This window comes from Streptomyces sp. NBC_01210, from assembly GCF_036010325.1.
In the GTDB taxonomy this organism is placed as follows: Bacteria; Actinomycetota; Actinomycetes; order Streptomycetales; family Streptomycetaceae; genus Streptomyces.
Window position 1 is genome coordinate 3,553,541 of record NZ_CP108549.1, and the last position, 23,381, is coordinate 3,576,921.

23 protein-coding genes are annotated in these 23,381 nt (G+C 69.5%); 11 read left to right on the forward strand and 12 right to left on the reverse strand.

Annotated elements, in window-relative coordinates; translation table 11 throughout:
- Nucleotides 1-110 precede the first annotated feature (110 nt).
- On the reverse strand, nt 111-2,528 hold the full coding sequence (locus OG735_RS16075) for an immune inhibitor A domain-containing protein (RefSeq protein WP_327323858.1): 2,418 nt from the start codon (nt 2,526-2,528) through the stop codon (nt 111-113).
- 374 nt (nt 2,529-2,902) lie between these two features.
- Between OG735_RS16075 and OG735_RS16080 the strand changes: the two genes are divergently transcribed.
- Complete coding sequence (locus OG735_RS16080; protein WP_327323859.1) at nt 2,903-3,253, forward strand: hypothetical protein; 351 nt, start codon at nt 2,903-2,905, stop codon at nt 3,251-3,253.
- Here OG735_RS16080 and OG735_RS16085 read toward each other — a convergent pair.
- Together OG735_RS16085 and OG735_RS16090 are read right to left on the reverse strand one after the other, a co-directional pair.
- Nucleotides 3,239-3,964 (reverse strand): RDD family protein, encoded by a 726-nt coding sequence (locus OG735_RS16085; RefSeq protein WP_327323860.1) that lies wholly within the window; start codon nt 3,962-3,964, stop codon nt 3,239-3,241. The genes OG735_RS16080 and OG735_RS16085 overlap by 15 nt on opposite strands.
- Before the next feature lie 87 nt (nt 3,965-4,051).
- Nucleotides 4,052-5,518 carry an RDD family protein gene (locus tag OG735_RS16090; RefSeq protein WP_327323861.1) on the reverse strand — a complete coding sequence of 489 codons (1,467 nt, stop codon included), beginning with the start codon at nt 5,516-5,518 and terminating at the stop codon, nt 4,052-4,054.
- Nucleotides 5,519-5,736: 218 nt separating this feature from the next.
- On the opposite strand from OG735_RS16090, the gene OG735_RS16095 reads away from it, so the two are divergent.
- Nucleotides 5,737-6,213 (forward strand): SsgA family sporulation/cell division regulator, encoded by a 477-nt coding sequence (locus OG735_RS16095; RefSeq protein WP_327323862.1) that lies wholly within the window; start codon nt 5,737-5,739, stop codon nt 6,211-6,213.
- A 27-nt stretch (nt 6,214-6,240) separates the two neighbouring features.
- On the opposite strand, the gene OG735_RS16100 is transcribed toward OG735_RS16095, so the two are convergent.
- Nucleotides 6,241-6,621 carry a VOC family protein gene (locus tag OG735_RS16100; protein ID WP_327323863.1) on the reverse strand — a complete coding sequence of 127 codons (381 nt, stop codon included), beginning with the start codon at nt 6,619-6,621 and terminating at the stop codon, nt 6,241-6,243.
- Between the two features lie 155 nt (nt 6,622-6,776).
- Nucleotides 6,777-8,144 carry an FAD-binding oxidoreductase gene (locus OG735_RS16105; RefSeq protein WP_327323864.1) on the reverse strand — a complete coding sequence of 456 codons (1,368 nt, stop codon included), beginning with the start codon at nt 8,142-8,144 and terminating at the stop codon, nt 6,777-6,779.
- A gap of 108 nt (nt 8,145-8,252) precedes the next feature.
- Between OG735_RS16105 and OG735_RS16110 the strand changes: the two genes are divergently transcribed.
- Nucleotides 8,253-9,896, forward strand: coding sequence for a tetratricopeptide repeat protein (locus OG735_RS16110; RefSeq protein ID WP_327323865.1), 1,644 nt, complete (start codon nt 8,253-8,255; stop codon nt 9,894-9,896).
- A gap of 156 nt (nt 9,897-10,052) precedes the next feature.
- Here OG735_RS16110 and nthA read toward each other — a convergent pair whose 3' ends face one another.
- The 4 genes from nthA to hppD form a co-directional block, all read right to left on the reverse strand.
- The gene (gene nthA, locus OG735_RS16115; RefSeq protein WP_327323866.1) at nt 10,053-10,640 is read right to left on the reverse strand and encodes a nitrile hydratase subunit alpha; all 588 of its coding nucleotides are present in this window, start codon (nt 10,638-10,640) and stop codon (nt 10,053-10,055) included.
- The gene (locus OG735_RS16120) at nt 10,637-10,927 is read right to left on the reverse strand and encodes an SH3-like domain-containing protein (RefSeq protein WP_327323867.1); all 291 of its coding nucleotides are present in this window, start codon (nt 10,925-10,927) and stop codon (nt 10,637-10,639) included. The genes nthA and OG735_RS16120 overlap by 4 nt, the downstream gene beginning before the upstream one ends.
- Entirely contained in the window at nt 10,920-11,201 is a 282-nt protein-coding gene (locus tag OG735_RS16125) for a hypothetical protein (RefSeq protein ID WP_327323868.1), read from the reverse strand. Before OG735_RS16125 ends, OG735_RS16120 begins: the two co-directional genes overlap by 8 nt.
- Before the next feature lie 138 nt (nt 11,202-11,339).
- Nucleotides 11,340-12,485, reverse strand: a complete 1,146-nt coding sequence (gene hppD / locus OG735_RS16130) for a 4-hydroxyphenylpyruvate dioxygenase (RefSeq protein WP_327323869.1) — start codon at nt 12,483-12,485, stop codon at nt 11,340-11,342.
- 121 nt (nt 12,486-12,606) lie between these two features.
- Between hppD and OG735_RS16135 the strand changes: the two genes are divergently transcribed.
- The 8 genes from OG735_RS16135 to OG735_RS16170 all read left to right on the forward strand — a co-directional run bounded on the left by OG735_RS16135 (nt 12,607) and on the right by OG735_RS16170 (nt 19,038).
- Nucleotides 12,607-13,083: an Lrp/AsnC family transcriptional regulator gene (locus OG735_RS16135; RefSeq protein ID WP_326650172.1), complete on the forward strand. Its 477-nt coding sequence runs from the start codon at nt 12,607-12,609 to the stop codon at nt 13,081-13,083.
- Between the two features lie 9 nt (nt 13,084-13,092).
- Nucleotides 13,093-13,740 (forward strand): ABC transporter permease, encoded by a 648-nt coding sequence (locus OG735_RS16140; RefSeq protein WP_327323870.1) that lies wholly within the window; start codon nt 13,093-13,095, stop codon nt 13,738-13,740.
- Nucleotides 13,733-14,962, forward strand: coding sequence for a betaine/proline/choline family ABC transporter ATP-binding protein (locus OG735_RS16145; RefSeq protein WP_327323871.1), 1,230 nt, complete (start codon nt 13,733-13,735; stop codon nt 14,960-14,962). Before OG735_RS16140 ends, OG735_RS16145 begins: the two co-directional genes overlap by 8 nt.
- Nucleotides 14,959-15,789, forward strand: coding sequence for an ABC transporter permease (locus OG735_RS16150; protein WP_327323872.1), 831 nt, complete (start codon nt 14,959-14,961; stop codon nt 15,787-15,789). Before OG735_RS16145 ends, OG735_RS16150 begins: the two co-directional genes overlap by 4 nt.
- Nucleotides 15,789-16,781, forward strand: a complete 993-nt coding sequence (locus OG735_RS16155) for a glycine betaine ABC transporter substrate-binding protein (protein ID WP_327323873.1) — start codon at nt 15,789-15,791, stop codon at nt 16,779-16,781. Before OG735_RS16150 ends, OG735_RS16155 begins: the two co-directional genes overlap by 1 nt.
- Nucleotides 16,782-16,918: 137 nt before the next feature.
- Entirely contained in the window at nt 16,919-17,503 is a 585-nt protein-coding gene (locus OG735_RS16160; protein WP_327323874.1) for an ArsR/SmtB family transcription factor, read from the forward strand.
- Nucleotides 17,504-17,518: 15 nt separating this feature from the next.
- Nucleotides 17,519-17,695 (forward strand): hypothetical protein, encoded by a 177-nt coding sequence (locus tag OG735_RS16165; RefSeq protein ID WP_327323875.1) that lies wholly within the window; start codon nt 17,519-17,521, stop codon nt 17,693-17,695.
- Nucleotides 17,692-19,038, forward strand: coding sequence for an MFS transporter (locus OG735_RS16170; RefSeq protein ID WP_327323876.1), 1,347 nt, complete (start codon nt 17,692-17,694; stop codon nt 19,036-19,038). Before OG735_RS16165 ends, OG735_RS16170 begins: the two co-directional genes overlap by 4 nt.
- Here OG735_RS16170 and OG735_RS16175 read toward each other — a convergent pair.
- The 3 genes from OG735_RS16175 to OG735_RS16185 all read right to left on the reverse strand — a co-directional run bounded on the left by OG735_RS16175 (nt 18,968) and on the right by OG735_RS16185 (nt 23,290).
- The gene (locus OG735_RS16175; RefSeq protein WP_327323877.1) at nt 18,968-19,756 is read right to left on the reverse strand and encodes a S16 family serine protease; all 789 of its coding nucleotides are present in this window, start codon (nt 19,754-19,756) and stop codon (nt 18,968-18,970) included. The two genes, OG735_RS16170 and OG735_RS16175, sit on opposite strands and share 71 nt — an antisense overlap.
- 733 nt (nt 19,757-20,489) lie before the next feature.
- The gene (locus OG735_RS16180; RefSeq protein WP_327323878.1) at nt 20,490-21,131 is read right to left on the reverse strand and encodes an IclR family transcriptional regulator; all 642 of its coding nucleotides are present in this window, start codon (nt 21,129-21,131) and stop codon (nt 20,490-20,492) included.
- A gap of 374 nt (nt 21,132-21,505) precedes the next feature.
- Nucleotides 21,506-23,290, reverse strand: coding sequence for a DEAD/DEAH box helicase (locus OG735_RS16185; RefSeq protein ID WP_327323879.1), 1,785 nt, complete (start codon nt 23,288-23,290; stop codon nt 21,506-21,508).
- Nucleotides 23,291-23,381: the final 91 nt, after the last annotated feature.

Here is a 23,381-nt window from a genome sequence, read left to right on the forward strand (position 1 = left end):
CCCCGTGAGATGGCGTGTCAATAAGGACCTGGTAGACGCACCTAAACACGATCGGCCGCCGCCCGCTAGAGGGCGACGGCCGATCATGGTCTGACCTGCAGTGATACCTATTACTTGGTCGACGGACCAACCTTGACCGTGATCGTCTGGCCGTTCAGCGGCTCGCTCACGATCGAGATCTTGGTGTTGGTGTCAGTTACCTTCACACCCGCCGTCGGGTTCTCGGCGAACCAGTACACACCCTTGCGGTCGTCGAAGACCGGGTTGCCCGCCTGCGGCTTGATCCGCAGCGCCACGTCCGCCTTGTGCAGCGTGAAGCCGTCGGTCGGCCGCAGGCTGAACGCCGAGTCGAACGACTGGATCTTGTTCCGCAGCAGCGTGCCGTCCGCCCACTTCAGCGGCTTCGCATGCGCGTCCACGGGAAGGACAAGACCCTGGCCCGGGTGGGCGCTGGTGTTGTTGTTCTTCTGGGAGGTGTCCCAGAGCCAGACCACCAGGCCGTTCTGGTACGGGTAGTGCTCGACCCACGCGTCCTTCGGCGCCTTGAAGCCGAAGTTGTACGGGCCGACCTTGAGGGTCTTGTCGTACGACACGTACTGACGGTTCTCGGCCAGGTAGTACTGCTCGTACTCCTTGGTGAAGGACTCACCGATGCGCGAGAAGCCCTTCGAGGTCCAGCCCGCGTCGTCACCCTCGGCGTTGTCGGTGAACAGCGGCGTACCGTCCGCCACCACGCTCAGCGCGTCCGCCGCGAAGCCCTTGCCGCCCGCGCCGCCGTCCGTCTGGTAGCGGAAGCGGACGTCGACCTTCTTGCCCGCGTACGCGTCCAGCGAGTACGCCAGCTTCTTGTACGCGCCCGAGACACCGGTCAGCGCCGGCTTGTCGCCCGCGTCACGGGTGATCGGCTTGCCGTCGGCCGTACCGTCCACCGGCGTCCAGTTGGCGCCAGCGTCCGTCGACACCTCGGCGTACAGGTAGTCATAGTTGGCCTCGATGTCCCACCAGCCCGAAAGCTCCAGGGACGCCTTGGACTTGCCGGTCAGGTCGACCGGGCGGGACAGGGTGTTCTTGAGATCGTCACCCATGTCGCTCCACCACTGCTTGGAGCCCTCGGCGGGCTTCACGACAGCAGTGGTGACCGGCTTCTTCGGCAGCTCGACGACGAGGGCCTGCGGCAGCTTGGTGTTGTACTCCGCCACACCCAGCTTGTGGGTGGACTTCGTCGCCGCCTTGCCCTTGGTGTAGTTGAGCCAGCCCAGCTGCAGCTTGTCCCAGGCGCTCATGTCGCCCGGCAGGTCGCCGATGGAGTTCTTGCCGGTGCCGAGCCAGGAGCCGGCCGACATCAGGGTCCAGAAGCCGGTCGAGTTCTCGCCCTTGCCCGTGGTGTCGTAGTGGTCGGGCAGACCGAGGTCGTGGCCGTACTCGTGGGCGAAGACACCGAGGCCGCCGTTCTCGGGCTGCATGGTGTAGTCGCCGACCCAGATGCCGGTGGAGCCGATCTGGGTGCCGCCGGCCCTGTTGTTCGCCGGGCCGGTCCTGCCGGCGTCCTGGCCGTACGCGTACCAGCGGTGCGCCCACAGGGCGTTGGTGCCTTCGGCGCCGCCGCCCGCCGACTCGTCCTCACCGGCGTGGACGATCTGGAAGTGGTCGATGTAGCCGTCGGGCTCGTTGAAGTTGCCGTCGCTGTCGAAGTCGTAACGGTCCCACTGGTCGTACTTCGACAGATCCGCCTTGATCTGCTCGTCCGTGCGGCCCTTCGCCTTCTGGTCCGCGGCCCAGGCGGTGACGCCGTCCTTGACCGTGTCCCAGACGTTGGGGCAGTTGGTGTCGCCGCAGTAGTTCGAGCCGTAGCGGCCCTCGTTGTAGTCGACCTTGACCCAGTCGGCGACCTCGCCGTCGACCGAGTAGCGGCCCGAGGAGGTCTTCTCGTAGTAGGTCTTCAGCGAGTCCTTCGGCCGGCCCTTCGCGTCCTTGCCGGTACCGAAGTACAGGTCCTGGAAGTGCTGCCGGTTGTAGTCCGCCTGCCAGGCCGTGGAGTTGTCGTTCTTACGGTCGGGCTGGGCGATCTTGTTGTGCAGCGGGCCGGGCGTGCCGCCGTACTTCTTGACGGGCGGCTCGGGGCCGTCCGGACCGTCCGGGTCGAACATCGTGGTGTCGTCGACCTTGTCGCCGAACTCCACCAGGATCGTGAAGATCTTGTCCGTCTTCTCCCGGCCGAGCTCGACGTACTTCTTGTCGCCGAGCTTCACGACCTTGGACGCGCCGCGCTTCTGCACGGTCGCGTCGCCGGATATGACCTGTTCCAGCGCGGCTTGGCGCTCCTGGTCCTGCTGCTTGCTGAACGGGCCGTCGAGGTCGTGCTCGGGCTGCCCCTTCTGCGGCGCCGGGTCGTGGCGCTCGATGGCGGCCGGATCCGTGGTCCTCGGAGTGTCGGCCTGAGCGCTGGTGAACGCCGAGGCCGACGCGGTGGTCGCGGCCAGGGCCGCAATCACCGCGGACGCTCTGATCGTCCGTCGCTTGATGGTCACTTGATGGTGTCCTCCCCCGCGCTCCGTCGCAGCGGACCGGAATGTGGGGTCGTCCGCGCGCGGTGTCGCGTCACAAGTGACGACATTCGACCGGAGTTACCGAAGAAAAGACAGTCCTTGACTTGAACAGACCAACTGCACTATGCAGGAGTACAGTTCCGCTATCCGGACGAACCCCAAACCGGACAACAGGCGCATTGAATCGGTCGGTCGAGCGCCCAAATGACTCCGTGCGCCCCCCGTGCAACGGCACCGTGGGTTAGGTCACGCTTACTACCGGTTCCTCCAGGGCATCCACCGTCGTAGAGTCAGTTGACAGTGCGACCTCGCTGAGAGACACCCCCCTGACCAATGTCCCGAGGACGGATACCGTCATGCCGCGTCCGACTGCCGCACAACTCGCCTACGGTTCAGCCACCGTCGTCTTCTCGACCCTCGCCCTGCTGCTGCTGACCCGTACCACCAATGGCATCGCCGTCGGCGTGATCGGCGTCGCCTCGATGGCCCTCGGTCTGGTCGTCGCGGTCGCCCTGCCCATGAGCAGGACTCTGCGCGGAACGACGAAGGCGACGTACACGGTCCGTACGAACCGCGCCGCCGCCTCCGGAAACCCCGCCTCGGCGACCTCCGCCGCCTCCGCCGACGGTCTCACCACGCGTGTGCCCACACTCCGCACGCATGCGGGGGCCGAGGCCAGGGTCGGCGAGCACTCACTGCGCCGCTGACACCACCACCGTCTTGCCCGCCTTGTCGTGCAGACCCTGTTTGTACGGCTTGTCCAGCAGGATCGTCAGGATGATGACGAGCCACCAGATGCAGAAGCAGCAGACCAGCGCGGGCACCCAGAGCACCACGGCGCGCAACAGCGAGGAGCTGGTGTCCGGCACGGTGCCGTCGTTGAGCATCGCGACCCGGATCTTCATCAGGCGCTTGCCGACGGTCTGACCGTTCCTCTTGGCGATCATGATGGTGTCGTAGCCGACGTACGCGATCAGGGAGACCAGCGACCAGATCCACTGCCTGCCGGTGTTCACCTGGCTGGTGAAGTCGTCCCAGTCGTCGCCGCCGTTCGTCATGTCGCCCCAGCCGCCGAAGGCCAGCGAGATCAGGAACAGCGGCACGAGGACGATGAGCACGTCGATGACACGGGCCAGGAACCGCCTGCCGAAGTCCGCGAGCGGCGGCATCCCGGCGAGCGGGTCCGCACCTCCGTACTGGCCGCCGTAGGCGTTCGGACCGTGCGGAGGGGGCTGGCCGCCGCCGTACGGCGAGCCGCCGCCCTGCCCTGAGCCGTACGGAGAGTCCGGCGGCGGGCCTTGCGGGGGACCTTGCGGGGGTTCCTGACCACCGCCCGACGGAGGCGTGGGTTCCTGCGGCCTCTTGCGGAAGGGGTCGTTCTCTGGCGGCTCGCCGGGCGTCGGCTGGTCGTTGCTCATGGGGGCAGTGCACCCCGCCCCGAGGGCCCCCGCAACGGCTCGCGTGCCGTTCGGGGGAACCCTCCCGGGAATTCTTCGGGTGGCGGGTCAGCCGGTCACAAAGGTGTGTGCGGCCTTGTCGTGCCAGCACTGCCGCCACGGCCGGTCGAACAGGCACCAGAGCACATTGAACACCCCGACGACGAGGACGCCGAGCACGCCGTAGACCAGCCAGCGGCGCAGCGCGGCCCCGAAGGACGGCGGCTCGTGGGACTCGATGTCCCAGACCGTCAGGCCGCAGAGCTTCTTGCCGAGAGTGCGGCCCCATTTGGCGGTCGGCAGTGCCTCGTACAGCACACCGAGGACCAGCAGGGCGCCGAGGATGATGCCGAGGTGAACGGCGGTGGTGCCGTCGACGAGCCAGACGGTGACCGTCTCGCCCGACTGCTTCGCCGCCTCGATCTTCTCGTCGATATGGGCGCGCGCCCGGGAGACGACCGGTACGGCGACGGCGCCGACGAGCGCACCGAGCAGCACGAAGTCGATCAGCCGTGCCGCGAACCGCTTGCCCAGCGACGCGGGACGGGCCGCGGCCTGAGCCTGCGCGGCCTGCAGGAACGGGTCGTTGACCGGGGGCTTCCAGGGCACGACGGGCGGCTCGCCCTCGGCGGCGGTGGCGGCGAGCCGGTGGACCTGCTGGGCCCAGGAGGCGGAGCCGCCGCCGGGGCCGTTGGTGACGGGAGCCTGGGCCTGCGCGGGCACCTGCGGCTGGAACCGCTGCTGGGGCTGCGCGGTCTGGGGCTGCGGCTGACGCTGGGCCGGGGCCTGCGGCTGCGCGGGTGCGGTGGGGGTGGGGGTGGGGGTGGGGGTGGGCGCGCTGCCGCCGAGGCGCTGTGCGGCGATCCCGCCCGTACCGTCCTGAGGCGGGCGCTGGGGCAGGCCGGCCGGTGTCTCGCCCGCCGGAGCCGCTGATGCGGGATCCGCGGCGGGGGCACCCGGGCCGGCCGACGCTCGCTTGGCAGCGCCGGGGCGCAGTGCGCGGATCGCGACCGTACCGTCCACCGGGGGCTCGCCGGTGTTCGACGGCCCGAGCGAGCGCACGCCGGGCAGGGCGCCGCCCGTCGGATCGGCGGGCCGACGTGGGTCGGGGGGCGAACCGGATGCACCGGACGCGCCGCCCTGGGACGGCGTACGGGGGTCCTGGCCGCCGCCCCACGAGACGCGGTTGTCGCGCTCGCTGCCGAAGCCGCCCTGGCGCGAGGTGTCCGCCTGCCAGGCGGTGGCCGGCTCCGGGCGGGACGGCTCGTCGACCGGCCCCTCGTCGAGGAAGACCGGGCCGGTCTCCTCCATCGGGGCAGGGGTGTACGCGGACGCGGCCGGACCGGCCGACGCGAACTCGGGCGCCGTCGAGCCGGGTGCCGAGGGCATCGCCTCGCCCGTCTCCGGCGCGGGCCGACTCGTACCGGGCACCCAGGAAGCACCGTTCCAGTACCGGACATATCCAGGAATGGATGGATCCGGGTAATAGCCGGGCGTGGGGCTGCCGTCTCCGGTGGCCGGGGTTGGGGCGCTCATCACCGTGGTCCCGTATCTCTTCGAGGCCTCAATTCAAGGCTCCACATCTATCAGACCCTCGCGCGCCCCTGGGGCGGTCCTGCCGTAACGACTACTTTCCGGTCACCTATGCACCACAGAACGTTGTTTCCGAAAGTCGCGTCATAGCCTCGGTGCAACGCGCTCTCTCCTTGCACGGCCCCCTCACAAGGCCTCGCAAAAGGAAGGAGAGCACTCTCATGCACACCGTGGTGGAACGCGAGCTGGAGCTCAGACTGGTGCTGTCGCCCGAACTCAGCATCCCCGTCCCGGCCCGGCTGACCTACCGCACTGACGACCCGTACGCCGTGCACATAGCCTTTCACACCGGCTCCGACAGCCCCGTGAAGTGGAACTTCGCCCGCGAGCTGCTGGTCGAAGGGGTGTTCCGCCCGTGTGGGCAGGGAGATGTCCGGATCCGGCCGACCGAGGTCGAGGGCCGCAGCGTGGTCCTGATGGCGCTCAGCTCCCCCGACGGCGACGCGCTCGTCGAGGCGTCCGCAGCGGCGGTGTCCGGGTGGCTGGAGCGGACGCTGCGGGTGGTTCCTCCCGGCTCCGAGTCGGAACAGCTCGGCATCGACGACGGCCTCGCCGAGCTGCTCGCGCCCACCCCGGCCGACGATCTGCGGCTGGGGGACCTGCGGCCCTCGGACGAGTCCCTGGACGGCGATGCCTAGGAGGTGTCCAGGAGGCCTGGGAGGTGCCTAGGAGGTGACGTACGTATGCGTAAGGAACTCGAGGGAGTGGCCATCGGGGTCGTCGATGTAGACCCCGCGGCCCCCGTAGTGGTGATTGATCCGCTGCGGCTCGTCGTGCATCGGGTCGGCCCAGTACGGGAGTTCGCGCTCGGTTATCCGGCCGAAGATCTCGTCGAACTCCTCCTCCGAGACCAGGAAGGCGAGGTGCTGTGAGACGATGCGCTCCCGTGCGTCGAGATAGTCGAGAGTGACGCCGCCCGCCAGCGGCAGGCTCGCGAAGGGGCCGAAGGGCTTGGGATCGGGCTCACCGATCAGCTCGGCGAGAAAACGGGCGCCGGCGAAGCGGTCGCGGCTGTGGACGATGGTGTGGTCAAGACGTGCCGGCACGGCTCCTCCTTCATCGGCCTGCATCGGCCTTCGTCGACTTTCATCGATGTCTCCACGCTATGCGGGGAGCCGGTGCCCGGGCCATCGGGCATTGGCCTTAGGCCTCTGGTCTCACTTCGGTGCCACAGCGGTGCCGCATCGGTGCCGCATCGGCCTCAGAAGATCTTGCCGGGGTTGAGCAGGCCGAGCGGGTCGAAGGTCTGCTTGATGCCGCGCTGCATCTCCACGCCCACCGGGCCCAGTTCGCGTGCCAGCCACTCCTTTTTCAGTACGCCGACGCCGTGCTCCCCGGTGATCGTGCCGTCGAGTTCCAGACCGAGGGCCATGATCTCGTCGAAGGACTCGCGGGCGCGCCGGGACTCGTCCGGGTCGGCGTGGTCGAAGCAGACGACGGGGTGGGTGTTGCCGTCGCCCGCGTGCGCGCAGACACCGATGGTGAGGCCGTACTTCTCGGCGATGGCCGCAGTGCCCTCGATCATCGCGCCGAGCTTCGAGCGCGGCACACAGACGTCGTCGATCATCGTGGCCGATTTGACGGTCTCCAGGGCGGTGAGTGACATCCTCCTTGCCTGGAGGAGCAGTTCGGACTCGGCGACGGTGTCCGCGGGGACGACCTCGGTGGCGCCCGCCGCGCTGCACAGCTCGCCGACGGCGGCCAGATCGGCTGCCGGGTCCGGGGTGTCGAAGGCGGCGAGGAGCAGTGCCTCGGTGGTGTCCGGCAGACCCATGTTCGCCATGGCGTTGACGGCCCGGACGGTCGTACGGTCCATGAGCTCGAGGAGCGAGGGCGTGTGGCCGCGCTCCATGATCGCGCAGACCGCCTCGCAGGCGGCCGCCGCGGAGTCGAACTCGGCGGCCAGGACCAGCTGCGCCGGCGGCTGCGGCCGGAGTGCGAGCACGGCTTTGACAACGATGCCGAGGCTGCCTTCGGAGCCGACGAAGAGCCGGGTGAGGTCGTAGCCAGCGACGCCTTTCGCGGTGCGGCGGCCGGTGGTGAGCAGGCGCCCGTCGGCGAGGACGACGTCCAGGCCGAGCACGTACTCCGCGGTCACCCCGTACTTGACGCAGCACAGGCCGCCGGACGCGGTGCCGATGTTCCCGCCGATGGTGCACATCTCCCAGCTGGAGGGGTCGGGCGGGTAGTAGAGCCCGTGCTCATTGACGGCACGGGAGAGGACGGCGTTGACGACGCCCGGCTCGACGACCGCGATCCGGTCGACCGGGCTGATCTCCAGGATCCGGTCCATCTTGGTCAGGGACAGCACGATGCAGCCGTCCGAGGCATTGGCGCCGCCGGACAGCCCGGTACGGGCGCCCTGCGGGACGACGGGGACCCGCAGCGCGGTCGCGGTGCGCATGACGTGCTGGACCTGCTCCACGGTGCGCGGCAGGACGACGACGGCGGGGGTGCCCGCCTCGCAGAAGCTCGCCATGTCGTTCGCGTACGAGGCCGTGATGTCCGGGTCGGTGATCAAGGCCTCGGCGGGCAGACCGGCGCGCAGCCGGTCGAGAAGATCGTCCATGCTGCAAGCCTCGCACCAGGGGCCATCGGTGTGAACCCGTCTGCATTCCGCTTCGCACTACCGAGTGTGTTCTTCGTATCGACTGCTTACTGACGCACAGTGAGCGCCATGAAGAGCGAAACCATGAAGAACGCCGCGGTCGGCACGCTCGTCGGCGCGACGCTGGTCATCGGGGTGGTCATGCTCGCGCCGGGCTGGGGGGAGGACGGCCCGCCGCCGGCGCCGGGACCGGCCGCGCGGGCGATGGCCGCGGTGGGCGCGGGCGCTCCGGCCTCCCTCCCCGATCTGACCGCGCTCATCCACGACCGCGAGAATTGGCTGGGGGCCCACCCCCTTGATGGGGAGTCGTGGGCGATGCTGGGGTCGGCGTATGTGGAGCGGGGCACGCAGCTGGCGGACCCGACGTACTACTCGCGGGCGGAGAGCGCGCTGCAGCGCTCGCTGGAGGTGCTCCCGGACCACGAGGGGAACGTCGACGCGCTGGTGGGTCTCGCGGCGCTGGCCAACGCCCGGCGCGACTTCGGCGCGGCGCGTACCTGGGGCGAGCGCGCGAGGAAGCAGAAGCCGGAGCGGTGGACGGTGTATCCGGTGCTGATCGACGCCTACAACGGCCTCGGCGACTACAAGGCCGCCGGCAAGGCGTTGGACAAGCTCCAGAAGCTGTACTCGGGCGGGCAGACTCTGGAGCTCGCCTCGCAGGTCATGCGGGAACGGGGCTGGCGCGAGGACGCGGCATCGGTGGCGTACAGCGCGGCCAAGTCCGCCGACGCACCCGCGGAGAAGGCGGCCGCGCTGCAGCGGCTCGGCGAACTGGCCTGGGAACGCGGCGAACCGCAGGAGGCGCTGGAGCAGTACGACGCTGCGCTGCGGTTCGTGAGCGATCACCATCCGTCGCTGGCGGGGCGGGCACGGGCGCTGGCGGCGCTGGGGCGTACGGAGGAGGCCTTCCGCGACTACCAGGCGGCCCTCGAGCTGGCGCCACTGCCCGAATACGCACTGGAGTCGGGCGAGTTGTACGAGTCGCTGGGGCTGGACGGGGATGCCAGCACGGAGTACGGGCGACTGCGTGCCCGCGCGGCGGAGGCGGAGAAGGACGGGGTGAACGAGGAGCTGGTGCTCGGCCGTTTCGAGGCGGACCACGGGGACCCGGAGTCGGCCGTACGGCGGCTGTCGGGCGAGTGGGCCCGGCAGCACCGGAGCGTGTACGTCGCGGACGCGCTGGGGTGGGCGCTGTACCGGGCGGGCAGGGCGAAGGAGGCGTTGCCGTACGCCAGGAGGGCGACCGGACAGGGGCTGCGGAGCGCGCTGTTCGCGTACCACCGGGGCGAGATCGAGCGGGCGCTGGAGCAGTCCGGCGCGGCCCGGCGGCATCTGGGGGAGGCGCTGCGGATCAACCCCTACTTCTCACCGCTGCTGGCCCCGGTGGCGCAGGACGCACTGAACGCACTCGGGGAGCCGCCGCCGGGCGGGCCGAATGACGTGACCGGGGTGGACGAATCGGCAGCTGCGAGCGGGGCGGAGCAGCCTTCACCGGAGCAGTCGGCGCCGCCGGAGCAGTCGCCGCCGGGGCAGCAGCCTTCGCCGGGGCAGTCGGCGCCGCCGGAGCAGCCTTCGCCGGAGCAGTCGGCGCCACCGGAGCAGTCGCCGCTGAAGCTGCAGCCGTCGGCGAATCCGGCTCCGCGCAAGCCGTCGGCGGAGGCCGGGACGGTGCCGCCGACGAGCCCGGGGGCGTCAAAGCCGGTGCGGGACTGACGCGGCGGGCACGGTTTGGGAGGTACGGGTCGGGTCGGGGCGCGGCGCAGGTGCAATGCGGGCGGGTCGCCCACGGCGGGCCGTTCCCTCACCCCGCCCGTCGGCGGACGAGTCCGGCACCTGCCTGGCTGGGGCAGTCGCCTGTCCGCCCCCGTCCTAGACCGCCGCCGTGCCGATCAGGGCGTTGCGGGTCACCAGTGCCGCCAGTTCCGGTTCCGTCAGGGACTCCGTGCCGGCCGGGCGGCGGGGCAGGACCATGTAGCGGGTTTCCGCGGTGGAGTCCCAGACGGTGATCTCCGTGTCGGGCGGCAGACGCAGGCCGAACTCCTCCAGTACGGCGCGGGGTTCGCGGACCACCCGGGAGCGGTAGGCCTCGCTCTTGTACCAGCTCGGGGACGGGCCCAGCAGCCGGATCGGGTAGCAGGAGCAGAGCGTGCAGACGATGACGTTGTGCGTGCGCTCGGTGTTCTCGACGACGTGCAGCCGCTGTGGCTGGACTCCTCCCGAGGACAGGCCGAGTTCGGCGACGGCCGCGGTCCCGTCGGCGAGCAGCCGGGCGCGGAAGTCCGCGTCGACCCAGGCCCGGGCCGTCACCCGCGCCCCGTTGGCCGGGGAGGCGCCGCTCAGGAAGGCGTCGAGGGCTTCGTCGAGCGCTGCGCCCGCGACGAGGCCGCGCTCCTCCAGGAGCGTCTCGAGGCGGCGTACGCGGCGGGAGATCAGGGCGTCGGAGTGGGTTCCGGTCACGGCTGGTCGTCCTCCAAGTAGCTCTCGAACAGGTCCAGTACGACGTGGTGGTCGCCGTCGCCCCACAGCTCCCGGGCCGCGAACCGTACGGCGTAGACCTGCTGGACGGGGGCGTCCTCGCGCCCCTGGGAGCGCACGTCGGCGAGCGGCGAGCGGCCCTCGGGCTCGACGACCGTGCCGTGCTTGCCGCGGGCGTAGCGGGGCAGCCGGGTGTGGTGCGGCGGATCGTGGTGCACGGTCCGCACCCGCGTGCCCGGCGCGAAGCGGTCGGTGGTCGCATCAGTCATCGAGCTCACCCGCCGCGATGACGCCCTTGCGCTCCAGGAGGCTGACGATGGCGTGGAACCAGCGCTCGTAGTACGAGGCCGCGAGGTATTCGGCGGGCGGCATGGACTCGATCGCGTCGCGGAACTCGTCGAGGTTGAAGACCTTTCCGACGATGAGGGCGCGGTTCAGGGCGAAGACCCTGGCTTCCCAGTCGGCGTGGAAGGGCTCGGCGTCGTCGGTGGTGTCGATGGGCCCGAAGCCTTGCATGCCGCCGACGTCATTCATCCTGGCCATGCGTCCAGCGTAGGGGTGCCCGGCGGATCGTGGCACGCCTGCGGCGGGCTGTCGGCCTTCGGCCGCATGATCTCAAACGCCGGACAGGCGGAAATCCAGCCTGGCCGGCGTTTGAGGCGGGTTGGGGCGGAGCCCCGGTTACAGATTTCCGCGCTTCTCCTGCTCGCGCTCGATCGCCTCGAAGAGCGCCTTGAAGTTGCCCTTGCCGAAGCCCATCGAGCCGTGCCGCTCAATCATCTCGAAGAAGACCGTCGGCCGGTCCTGGACCGGCTTGGTGAAGATCTGCAGCAGATAGCCGTCCTCGTCACGGTCGACGAGGATCTTCAGCTCGCGCAGCGTCTCGACGGGCACCCGGGTCTCGCCCGCCCACTCGCCGAGCGTGTCGTAGTACGAGTCGGGGGTGTCCAGGAACGCGACTCCCGCCGCCCGCATGGAACGTACGGTCGCGACGATGTCGTTCGTGGCGAGCGCGATGTGCTGGACGCCGGCCCCGCCGTAGAACTCCAGATACTCGTCGATCTGCGACTTCTTCTTCGCGATCGCCGGCTCGTTGATCGGGAACTTCACCTTCAGCGTGCCGTCGGCGACGACCTTCGACATGAGCGCGGAGTACTCGGTGGCGATGTCGTCGCCCACGAACTCCTTCATGTTGGTGAAGCCCATGACCTTGTTGTAGAAGGCCACCCACTCGTTCATCCTGCCGAGCTCGACATTGCCGACGCAGTGGTCGATGGCCTGGAAGGTGCGCTTGGCCGGCGGCTCGACGATCGGGTCGGCGGCGACGAAGCCGGGCAGGTACGGGCCGTCGTAGCCGGAGCGGTCGACGAGGGTGTGCCGGGTCTTGCCGTACGTGGCGATCGCGGCCAGCACCACCGTGCCGTGCTCGTCCTTGATCTCGTACGGCTCGGTGATGCCGTGGGCGCCGTGCTCGGTGGCGTACGCGTACGCGGCGCGCGCGTCCGGCACCTCGATGGCCAGGTCGACGACGCCGTCACCGTGCTCGGCGACATGGTCGGCGAGGAAGCGGCCCCAGTCGGTGGCGGGCTTGATCACGGAGGTCAGCACAAAGCGGGCGGCTCCGTTGGTGAGGACGTAACTCGCGGTCTCGCGGCTGCCGTTCTCCGGTCCGGAGTAGGCGACGAGCTTCATGCCGAAGGCCGTGGAGTAGTAGTGCGCGGCCTGCTTGGCATTGCCGACGGCGAAGACGACCGCGTCCATTCCCTTCACCGGGAAGGGGTCGGCCTTACGCGCGGTGGTCGGGGTGTGATCGATGGTCTCAGTCATACGGGCAGGCTCCCCCCGATCCACAAGGTGCGCAATAGTTTGTGTTTCTGCTGGGCAATATGCACAGCAATCAGGGAGCATGACCGGGCTATCTGTACATGATGACCATTCGGGAGACGTCATGGCGATCGATCATCTGGACGGCCGGCTCATCGTGCTGCTCGCGCGTGAGCCGAGGATCGGCGTACTCGAGGCGTCCCGCCGTCTCGGTGTGGCCCGTGGGACCGTGCAGGCGCGGCTGGACCGCCTTCAGTCCAATGGAGTCATCCGCGGTTTCGGCCCGAACGTCGATCCGGCGGCTCTCGGCTACCCGGTGACCGCCTTCGCCACGCTGGAGATCAAGCAGGGGCAAGGGGCCGATGTACGCGCCCATTTGGCGGGCGTCCCCGAGGTGCTCGAGCTGCACACCACCACCGGCCACGGCGACATGCTCTGCCGGCTTGTCGCCCGCTCCAACGCCGATCTCCAACGTGTGATCGACCGTGTTGTCGGATTTGATGGCATCGTGCGGGCCTCGACAGCGATCGTCATGGAGAATCCCGTGCCCTTGCGGATCATTCCGCTGGTGGAGCAGGCCGCGGAGGACGAAAGCGTCTGAGGTGACGGTGTGAGCTTCTGGGATTACTTGGTCACCAACCACCAGCAGCTGCTCACCGACGCCTACCAGCACGCCAGCGTCGTCTTCCAGTGCATGGTGATCGCCACGCTTCTCGGTGTGCTGATCGGCCTCGTCACCTATCACAGTGGCTGGGGCGGCAACCTCGCCATGACGTCGACAGCGATGTTCCTCACCATCCCCTCGCTCGCCCTGATCGGTCTGCTGATCCCGATGGTGGGCCTCGGGGTGCCGCCGACCGTGATCACCCTGACGCTGTACGGGCTGCTGCCGATCGTCCGTAATTCCGTCGTCGGGCTGCGCGGCGTGGACCCCTCGCTCGTGGACGCCGCCAAGGGGATCGGGATGGCCAGGGTCTCCCGGCTCCTCAGAGTGGAGCTGGCGCTCGCCTGGCCGCCGATCCTGACCGGCATCCGGGTCTCCACGCAGATGCTGATGGGCATCGCCGCGATCGCCGCGTACGCCTCCGGGCCCGGCCTCGGCAATGAGATCTTCCGCGGCATCGCCTCGCTGGGCAGCGCCAACGCGCTCAACCAGGTACTCGCGGGGACGATCGGCATCGTGATCCTCGCCCTGCTCTTCGACTCCGCGTACGTGGGCATCGGCCGTCTCACCATCTCGAGGGGGATCCGTGCCTGAATCCGCCGCTTCCGGGGCCTCCATCGAGCTGGAGAGCCTGACCAAGCGCTATCCGGGGAGCCCCGACCCGGCGGTGGACAACGTGTCGATGGAGATCAAGGCGGGCGAGACGGTGATCCTCGTGGGTCCCTCCGGCTGCGGTAAGTCGACCACGCTGAAGATGATCAACCGGCTGATCGAACCGACGTCCGGCCGCATCAGGATCGGCGACGAGGACGTCACCGACATCGACCCGGTGAAGCTGCGGCGGAAGGTCGGATACGCGATCCAGTCCTCCGGTCTCTTCCCGCATATGACGGTCGCGGAGAACATCGCCCTCGTACCGAAGATGGTCGGCTGGCCGAAGTCGAAGGTGAAGGACCGGGTCGAGGAGATGCTCGATCTGGTGGGGCTGGATCCGCGGGAGTTCCACGGGCGCTATCCGCGGCAGCTGTCGGGCGGCCAGCAGCAGCGGGTGGGCGTCGCGCGGGCGCTCGCCGCGGATCCTCCCGTACTGCTGATGGACGAGCCGTTCGGGGCCGTCGACCCGATCACCCGCGATCATCTGCAGGACGAACTGATCAGACTGCAGCACGAGTTGCACAAGACGATCGTCTTCGTCACGCACGACTTCGACGAGGCGATCAAGCTCGGGGACCGGATCGCGGTGCTGCGGGAGCGTTCGCACATCGCGCAGTTCGACACTCCGGAGGCGATCCTCATCAATCCGGCGGACGACTTCGTCTCCGGTTTCGTCGGCGCGGGTGCGGCACTCAAGCGGCTCAATCTCACCCGGGTGCGAGATGTCGAGATCGCGGAGTTCCCGACGGTGACCGTGGACGATCCCCTCCAGATTGTCTTCAACAAGCTGCGCAAGGGCCCGCACAACGAGGTGCTGATGCTGGACCGGCGGAACCGTCCGTACAAATGGCTGCGGCGCGGCGATCTGATGCGCGCCAAGGGGTCGCTGGCCAGGGCGGGGCAGCTGGTGCACGACACGGTGACCCGGGACGCGACACTGCACGACGCGCTGGAGGCGGTGCTCCTGGACTCCAGCGGGCGGGTCGCGGTGACCGGGCGGCGCGGCGAGTACATCGGCGTCGTCGACATGGAGACGCTGATGAACTCCGTACACGAGATGCTCGAGGCCGACCGGCTCACCGCCATCGAGCACCAGCACGATCTGGAGGAGCTGCGCCACCACCAGACAGAGGTGGAGCTGGAGGGCGGTGCGGGCGGATGAGTACAGCTCCCGCCGGCCCGCCCGGCGAGCACGACGTCCTGGGCCATGCCTTCCCGGACGAGGAGGAACCCCCGCCACCGGCTCCGGCGCCGAAGCGGCGGATCACCTGGCAGAAGCTGGTGGTGCTGCCGGCCGTGGTCGTCGTCGTCTTGCTGGTGACCTTCCTGTGGATCTCCAACATCCACCTCGACGCGATCGCCGAGAACTCCCTGTCGGGCGGCAATGTGCAGCTGCGGCTGTGGCAGCAGATCCAGCTCACCGCCATCTCCACCTTCTGGGTGCTGATCATCGCGATCCCCCTGGGCATCGCGCTGACCCGGCGGGGCCTGAGCAGGGCCGCGCCGCTCGTCACCGCGATCGCCAACGTCGGACAGGCGACCCCGGCCATCGGCCTGCTGGCACTGCTGGTGATCTGGCTGGGTATCGGCCCGTCGACGGCGATCGTCGGCATGGTGATCTACGCGGTGCTGCCGGTGCTCTCCAACACGGTGGCGGGCCTGAAGGCGATCGATCCGCAGCTGGTGGAGGCCTCGCGCGGGATCGGTATGTCGGCGATGGGCACGCTGAGCAAGGTCGAACTGCCGCTCGCCGTACCGCTGATCCTCGCCGGCGTACGTACGGCCCTGGTCCTCAATGTCGGCACGGCCACGCTGGCCACCTTCGGCGGTGGCGGCGGCCTGGGCGACCTGATCACCTCGGGTATCCAGACCCAGCGGATGCCGGTGCTCATCCTCGGCTCGGTGCTGACCGTGGCGCTTGCGCTGCTGGTGGACTGGCTGGCCTCGCTGGCCGAGCTGCTGCTCACGCCGCACGGGCTGGAGGCGTGATGCGCTGCCCACGCGCGGCGCTGAGCGGGGCGGCGGCACTGGCGCTGACCCTGACGGGCCTGACGGGCCTGACCGGCTGCGGCCTCAAGAGCGGTTCGCCGCTGGTGGACGATGTGGCACCGGGTTCGGTCGGCAAAGGCGCACCGCTCAAGGGCGCCTCGCTGACCGTCACTTCCAAGAACTTCAGCGAGAACATCATCCTCGGCCAGATGATCGGCCTGATCTTCAAGGCGGCGGGCGCGGAGGTTCTGGACCGTACGAATCTGCCCGGCTCGATCAGTGCGCGCGAGGCGATCGTCGGCGGCGACGCGGACGCGATGTACGACTACACCGGCACGGCCTGGATCACGTATCTGGGGCACCAGAAGCCGATCGTCAGCCCGCAGGCGCAGTGGCAGGCGGTGCACAACGAGGATCTGAAGAACGGCGTCACCTGGCTGCCGCAGTCCACGCTCGACAACACCTACACGCTGGCGATCAGCAAGAAGAACAACGCGAAGTACCACCTCAGGACGATGTCGGACCTGGCGGAGCTGTCGAAGAAAGACCCGTCGGCGGTAACGCTCTGCGTGGAGAACGAGTTCGCCTCGCGCGAGGACGGGCTGACGGGCATGGAGAAGGCGTACGGGATGGAGATCCCGGCCGGGAACATCATGAAGATGGACGCCGGGATCATCTACACACAGGTGTCGAAGTCCAACTCGTGCCTGCTCGGCGAGGCGTACACCACGGACGGCCGGATCAAGGCGATGGATCTGGACACCCTCGCGGACGACAAGCACTTCTTCCCCAACTACAACGCGGCGCCGGAGATCCACAGCAAGACGATCGAGAAGTGGCCGGTGATCGCGAGCCTGCTCAACCCGCTGAGCGCGAGGCTGACGACGCAGATCGCCCAGGAGCTCAACGGGAAGGTGGATGTGGAGGGCGAGGACCCGCACAAGGTGGCGAAGGACTGGCTGATCCAGGAGGGCTTCATCAAGAACGGCTAGCCGCCCGGCCTCAACGTCGCGCGGCTAGCCGCCCGGCCTCAACGTCGCCGGCTCCGGGACCGCCGGGTCCCAGGCTGCAAAGGAGTGGTTGCAAAGAAACCCTTGCAACCACTCCTTTGCAAGACTACCTTTGCAACATGCCCGAGTCCGTACCGCGCAACTACCGCCCGCTCGACCCACGCTCCCTGCGCGGCCTCGCCCACCCGCTACGGATGCGCCTGCTGTCCGCCCTGCGGCACGACGGGCCCGCCACCGCCTCCCAACTGGCCGACAAACTGGGCGAGTCCAGCGGTGCCACCAGCTACCACCTGCGCCAGCTCGCCGCGCACGGCTTTGTCGAGGACGACCCCGAGCGGGGCAAGGGCCGGGAGCGCTGGTGGAAGGCCTCGGTGGACGGGACAAGCTTCGACGACTCCCTGTTCACCGACCCCGACCCGGCGGTGCGCGGCGCCGCGGACTTCTATATGCACGAGGTCGCGACCATGCACACCCAGGAGGTCGGCACCTGGCTCGGCACCGCACGCGAGTGGCCCGACGAGTGGCGCAGAAGCTCGGACCTGAGCGACTGGACCCTGCGACTGACTCCCGCACAGGCCCAGGAGCTCAACGAGAAGGTCCACGAACTCATCGAGAGCTACCGGGACCTGGCGCCGAGTGCTGAATCCGAGGACGCCGCCCAGGTCCGTATGCACCTGCACGCCTTCCCGCGCTCCACCGACTGAGGGGAACCACCGGCCATGCACTCCGACATACATCTGCGGTTGCACGACCTGCGCGCCGCGGAGCTGCGGGACAGGGCCCGCACGCATCGCCCGCCGCGCGAGGACCTCCGTACGCAACTGGGCTGGACACTCGTCGAGTTGGGGCTGCGCCTGGTGCAGCAGCAGCCCGCGCCGGCCGCACGTATCGCATGACGGCCAAGGGGGGACGCGGGCCGCTCGCCACCGTGCTGGCGGCCAACGCCGTGTCGATCACCGGCAATTCACTCACTCTCATCGGCGTCCCGTGGTTCGCGCTGCAGACCACGGGCAGCCCCGGCAAGGCGGGCCTGGTCGCCTTCTGTGCGACCCTGCCGGTCGTCGTCTCGGCGCTCACCGGCGGTCCGGTCATCGACCGGATCGGCCGTCGCCGGGTCAGCATCGCCTCGGACCTCCTCTGCGCGCTGGCGCTCGCCGCGATCCCGCTGCTGCACTACGCGGGCGCACTCGAATTCTGGATGCTCTGCGCACTGATGGCCGTCACCGGACTCTTCCACGCACCCGGCGAAACCGCACGATATGTCCTTATACCCGACCTCGCGAAGGCGGCTCGCACGCCCCTCGCCCGGGCCGCGAGCCTCTTCGACGCGGTCTCGCGCGGAGCCAGGATGGCAGGGGCGGCACTGGCCGGCCTCCTCATCGCACTGACCGGCGCGGAGGCGGTGCTGCTGCTGGACGCCGCGACCTTTTGCGGATCCGCACTGCTGATCTTCCTGGGCGTACGGGGGCTGAGCGCGGCCGAGCCCCGGCGGCGGGCGGCACCCGTCTCGCTCGCCGCGTACCGGGCCGAGCTGCGCGAAGGGTATGCCTTCCTGCTGCGCACCCGGCTGCTGCTGGGCGTCATGGTCATGGTGATGCTCACGAACGGCCTTGACCAGGGCTGGAGTTCAGTACTGCTGCCGGTGCACGCCAAGGAAGACCTCGGCGGCGCCCGGGACCTGGGCCTGCTGGTCGCGGCCTTCGGCGGCTGCGCCCTGCTCGGCGCGCTGCTCTACGGCGCGATCGGGCACCGCTTCCCGCGGCGGGCGCTGTTCACCGGCGCGTTCATCCTCTGCGGGCTGCCGAGGTACGTGGTGGCGGCGCTGGTGGACGGCACGGCGCCGCTCGCCGTGACAATGGCGGTGGGCGGGCTGGGTGCCGGGATGCTCAACCCGATCCTCACCACGATCATGTACGAGCGCGTCCCCGAGGAACTGCGCAGCCGGGTCGCGGGCGTAACCACCGCGGGAGTGCTGCTGACCGCGCCGCTCGGCGGCCTGGCGGCGGGCTACCTCATCGAGCAGGCAGGACTTGCGACCGCGCTACTCGTCTTCGGCGGGGCGTACTTCCTGGCGACGCTGGCTCCGGCGGTGTTCCCGAGCTGGCGGGAGATGGACGCGGGCGGGCGGGCAGGGACACACACGGGACGGACTCCTTCGGCTGCGGACCTCAGCAGCTCGGAACCTTCCCGCCCTTCTCCAGCGCCCGAAGGGAGTCCACCGCGCCCTGCAGCGTTGTGACGGGGATCAGCCGCAGCCCACCGGGCAGTTCGGCCTTCGCGTCGGCGCACTCGTCCTTGGGAACGAGGAAGACGCTCGCCCCGTCGCGCCTGGCGGCCTGAGTCTTCAGCGACACTCCACCGACCGCGCCGACCTTGCCGTCGGCGGTGATCGTGCCCGTACCGGCGATATTGCGGCCACCGGTGAGATCGCCGCCCGCGCCGTCGCCGACGAGCTTGTCGACGATGCCGAGCGAGAAAAGCAGCCCGGCACTGAGCCCGCCGACATCGGCGAGATGGAGCTTGACCTTCACCGTCGACGGGTCCTTGTGGAGATAGGAGAGCGCCGCCTGGGTGGCGACGTCCTGCGACTTCTCCATGTCCTCGACATTGTGCCTGGCGATCTCCTCGTCGGACTTGCCGGACGGATAGACGGAGTCGTGCGGCAGGATCACGCGGTTCGTGCTGAACCATGCGTCGACGACATCGCCGAGGCCGACCTCGGCGGACGGCCCGGTCGCCACGATCGTCGTCATCCGCAGCGCACCTTCGGTCTTACGTGTGGGAGCACCGGAGACGGTGATGATCGGCTTGCCCTGGTCCTTGCCGAGCACGTTCGCGGTCATCCCGGGCTCCGCGACGGCATACGGCAGCGGCGCGAGCCCGGCGACGGCGAAGAGCGCGACGACGGGGAGGGCGCAGAGGGCGATGGCGCGGGGGCGCGTGAGACTGGAGAGCACGGTGTCAATCTATCTGCCGCCGGAGTGGGGGCGCGGGGGCTGCGGCGGGGCGGGTGCCCGAGGTAGCCGGCCGGCCCCCACCGGCCGCAGGCGTGCCCGCCGCCCGTGGGGGCCGGGCCGGCTGACCGTTGCCCATGGTTGCAAGCGTGCGGACGCCCTGCAGAGAGTGCGGGCCGTCCGCACGGCCGGGCGGTGCGGCGCTCCTGCCTGGAGCGTGGAAACGTTCACCGGGTCAGGGGACGCGCAGGGGTCATGTCCGGGACGTAGGGCGTCGCAGCTCGCGCGAAGCGCGGTGACCACGCGGCGGAGCCGCATATCGGATGCAGCGCAGTCCCGCATACGAGCCCCGGAGCGGCCCCGGACGGCCACCGCGCAAGAGACCGGCACGCCCAATCCACCCGGGACCCGAGACCCGGCCGGGGAGCCGGCCGCTCCTGCCGGGAGCGTGGAAACGTTCACCGGGTCAGGAACGCGCAGGGGTCGTGTCCGGGACGTAAGACGTCGCAGCTCGCGCGAAGCGCGGTGACCACGCGGCGGAGCCGCATATCGGATGCAGCGCAGTCCCGCATACGAGCCCCGGAGCGGCCCCGCACGGCCACCGCGCAAGACCGGCACGCCCAATCCACCCGGGACCCGAGACCCGCGTCCCGCAAGGGTTTCCGCGCCCCGGGCAAACCCGCAAGGGAACCCGCACCCCGGGCAACCCAGCGCACACCCCGCAAGGGAACCCGCGTCAGCGCAACGCGTCCGCCACCTCGCGCGCCGCGTCCACCACCCTCGGCCCCACCCTCTCCGGCACCGAGTCCGCCAGCATCACCACGCCCACGCTGCCCTCTATCCCCGTCACCCCCACCAGCGCCGCGGCCGCACCACTCGCGCCCGCCTCCAGTTCGCCGTGGGTGAGCGTGTACCCGGGCTCGTTCGACTTGCTCTGCCGGGCCGCGAGGATCGCCTTGCCCGCCGCGCCCCGGTCCAGCGGATGACGGAAGCCCGTCCGGTAGGCGACGTGGTAATCCGTCCAGGTCGGCTCGACGACGGCGACCGCAAGGGCCTCCGCGCCGTCGACGAGGGTGAGATGAGCCGTGGCCCCTATGTCCTCCGCGAGTGAGCGCAGGGCCGGCATCGCGGCCTCCCGCACCAGCGGGTGCACCTGGCGGCCCAGGCGCAGCACGCCGAGGCCCACCCTGGCGCGGCCGCCCAAGTCACGGCGGACGAGGGCGTGCTGCTCCAGGGTGGCGAGCAGACGGTAGACGACGGTGCGGTTGACGCCGAGTTTGGTGGACAACTCGGTGACGGTCAGCCCGTGGTCGGTGTCGGCGAGCAGCTTGAGGACACGTAGTCCTCTGTCGAGCGTCTGGGAGGTTTCCGCGGTCACGACGCCCTCTCCTTCGGAGTGAGTGACGGCGGTCCTCGACGGAAACTGCGACACCGGTCCCACGGCGACGCACCCCAGAGGCCGCCGGCAGGACAGGCACACCGGCTGCGCTCCGCGGCGGCGCTGCCACGGGGCGTATGCAATGCGGGGACAGTAGCGACCAGGTTCGCTCAGCGGAAGACCTCGTCCAGAATCCGGGCGCCGCTCGCTTGTCCCGCGGGATGAGCGGGGCCGGGGCGGACTCGTGCACCCGGGCCCTGTTCGACATCCGTACACGCGACACCGCTTACCGACCCACCGGCCCATCGACCCGCCGGCTCACCGACCCACGAGCCCACCAGCTCACCGACCCACGAGCTCACCGGCCCACGAGCTCACCGCATACGCGTGGCCCACTCCTGCACCTTCTTGATCCGCTCCCGGATCTGCCCTGCCGTCGCCTCCGCGCTCGGCGGCCCACCGCACACCCGCCGCAGCTCCGTATGAATGACGCCGTGCGGCTTTCCGCTCTGGTGGACGTACGCGCCGACCATCGTGTTCAGCTGCTTGCGCAGTTCGAGGAGCTCCTTGTGGGAGACCACGGGCCGCCGCTCGGCGGGCAGTTCCAGCAGATCCGCCTCGTCGTCGGGCTTCTTGCGGCTGTGCGCGATCTGCCGTGCCTGGCGCTTCTGGAGGAGCAGCTGCACCTGATCGGGTTCGAGGAGCCCGGGGATGCCGAGGTAGTCCTGCTCCTCCTCGCTCCCCGGGTGCGCCTGCATACCGAACTCGGCGCCGTCGTACAGCACCCGGTCGAAGACCGCGTCGGACTCGAGGGCCTCGAAGGGCAGCATGTCCTGCTCCCCGGTGTCCTCGTCCTGCTGCTTCTCGGCCTCCGCCATCTCCTTCTCGGACTCGGCGTACGGGTCCTCGTCGCCGTCCTTCTTCGGCTTGTCGAGCACGTGGTCGCGCTCGACCTCCATCTCGCCTGCGAAGCCGAGGAGGTTCGGGATGGTCGGCAGGAAGACGGACGCGGTCTCGCCGCGCCGCCGGGACCGTACAAAACGCCCCACGGCCTGCGCGAAGAAGAGCGGCGTCGAGATGGTGGTGGCGTACACCCCCACCGCGAGACGCGGCACGTCGACGCCCTCGGACACCATGCGGACCGCGACCATCCAGCGGTCCTCGTTCTCGCTGAACTCCTCGATCCGCTGCGAGGAGGCGGCTTCGTCGGAGAGGACGATGGTCGCCTTGGTGCCGGTGATCTCGCGGATCAGCTTGGCGTACGCACGGGCCGAGTCCTGGTCGGAGGCGATGACGAGACCGCCGGCGTCCGGGATGCCCTTCCTGACTTCCGTCAGCCGCTTGTCGGCAGCCCGGAGCACATTCGGCATCCAGTCGCCACGCGGATCGAGAGCGGTGCGCCAGGCCTGGGAGATGGCGTCCTTGGTCATCGGCTCGCCGAGGCGGGCGGCGATCTCGTCACCGGCCTTGGTGCGCCAGCGCATATTGCCGCTGTAGCTCAGAAAGATCACGGGCCGGACGACGCCGTCGCCCAGCGCATTGCCATAGCCGTACGTGTAGTCCGCGGCGGACCGCCGAATCCCGTCGTTCCCCTCCTCGTACTGCACAAAGGGAATGGGATTGGTGTCGGACCTGAAGGGCGTACCGGTCAGCGCGAGCCGCCGGGTCGCGGGATCGAACGCCTCCAGGCACGCCTCGCCCCAGGACTTGGAGTCACCGGCGTGGTGGATCTCGTCGAGGATGACGAGGGTCTTGCGCTGCTCGCAGCGGTTGCGGTGCAGCATGGGCCGTACGCCGACACCGGCGTACGTCACCGCCACCCCCTGGTACTCCTTGCTCAGCGGCCCGGCGCTGTACTCCGGGTCCAGCTTGATCCCTACCCGCGCCGCCGCGGCCGCCCACTGCTTCTTGAGGTGCTCGGTGGGGGCGACGACGGTCACTTGCTGCACGACATGGTGGTGCAGCAGCCAGGAGGCGAGGGTGAGCGCGAAGGTGGTCTTGCCGGCGCCGGGGGTGGCGACGGCGAGGAAGTCCCGTGGCTGCTCCTGGAGATAGCGCTCCATGGCGCCCTGCTGCCAGGCACGCAGCTTGTTGGCGGTACCCCAGGGCGCACGCCCGGGGAAGGCGGGTGAGAGGTGGTGGGAGGCGGTAGTAGTCACGGTCTCCGGTTCAAGGCTCTCGGCAGCACGGGATCAGATACGACAACCGGGCCACCCTACCGGGGAGCGACGGGCGGGCCCGGCCAAACGA

Bases quoted from the DNA above. Each gene is read 5' to 3' on its own strand.
- OG735_RS16080 (WP_327323859.1), top strand. From the start codon at position 2,903: ATGCCGCGTCCGACTGCCGCACAACTCGCCTACGGTTCAGCCACCGTC.
- OG735_RS16085 (WP_327323860.1), bottom strand. From the start codon at position 3,964: ATGAGCAACGACCAGCCGACGCCCGGCGAGCCGCCAGAGAACGACCCC.
- OG735_RS16090 (WP_327323861.1), bottom strand. From the start codon at position 5,518: ATGAGCGCCCCAACCCCGGCCACCGGAGACGGCAGCCCCACGCCCGGC.
- OG735_RS16095 (WP_327323862.1), top strand. From the start codon at position 5,737: ATGCACACCGTGGTGGAACGCGAGCTGGAGCTCAGACTGGTGCTGTCG.
- OG735_RS16105 (WP_327323864.1), bottom strand. From the start codon at position 8,144: ATGGACGATCTTCTCGACCGGCTGCGCGCCGGTCTGCCCGCCGAGGCC.
- OG735_RS16110 (WP_327323865.1), top strand. From the start codon at position 8,253: ATGAAGAGCGAAACCATGAAGAACGCCGCGGTCGGCACGCTCGTCGGC.
- OG735_RS16120 (WP_327323867.1), bottom strand. From the start codon at position 10,927: ATGACTGATGCGACCACCGACCGCTTCGCGCCGGGCACGCGGGTGCGG.
- OG735_RS16125 (WP_327323868.1), bottom strand. From the start codon at position 11,201: ATGGCCAGGATGAATGACGTCGGCGGCATGCAAGGCTTCGGGCCCATC.
- hppD (WP_327323869.1), bottom strand. From the start codon at position 12,485: ATGACTGAGACCATCGATCACACCCCGACCACCGCGCGTAAGGCCGAC.
- OG735_RS16135 (WP_326650172.1), top strand. From the start codon at position 12,607: ATGGCGATCGATCATCTGGACGGCCGGCTCATCGTGCTGCTCGCGCGT.
- OG735_RS16150 (WP_327323872.1), top strand. From the start codon at position 14,959: ATGAGTACAGCTCCCGCCGGCCCGCCCGGCGAGCACGACGTCCTGGGC.
- OG735_RS16155 (WP_327323873.1), top strand. From the start codon at position 15,789: ATGCGCTGCCCACGCGCGGCGCTGAGCGGGGCGGCGGCACTGGCGCTG.
- OG735_RS16160 (WP_327323874.1), top strand. From the start codon at position 16,919: ATGCCCGAGTCCGTACCGCGCAACTACCGCCCGCTCGACCCACGCTCC.
- OG735_RS16165 (WP_327323875.1), top strand. From the start codon at position 17,519: ATGCACTCCGACATACATCTGCGGTTGCACGACCTGCGCGCCGCGGAG.
- OG735_RS16170 (WP_327323876.1), top strand. From the start codon at position 17,692: ATGACGGCCAAGGGGGGACGCGGGCCGCTCGCCACCGTGCTGGCGGCC.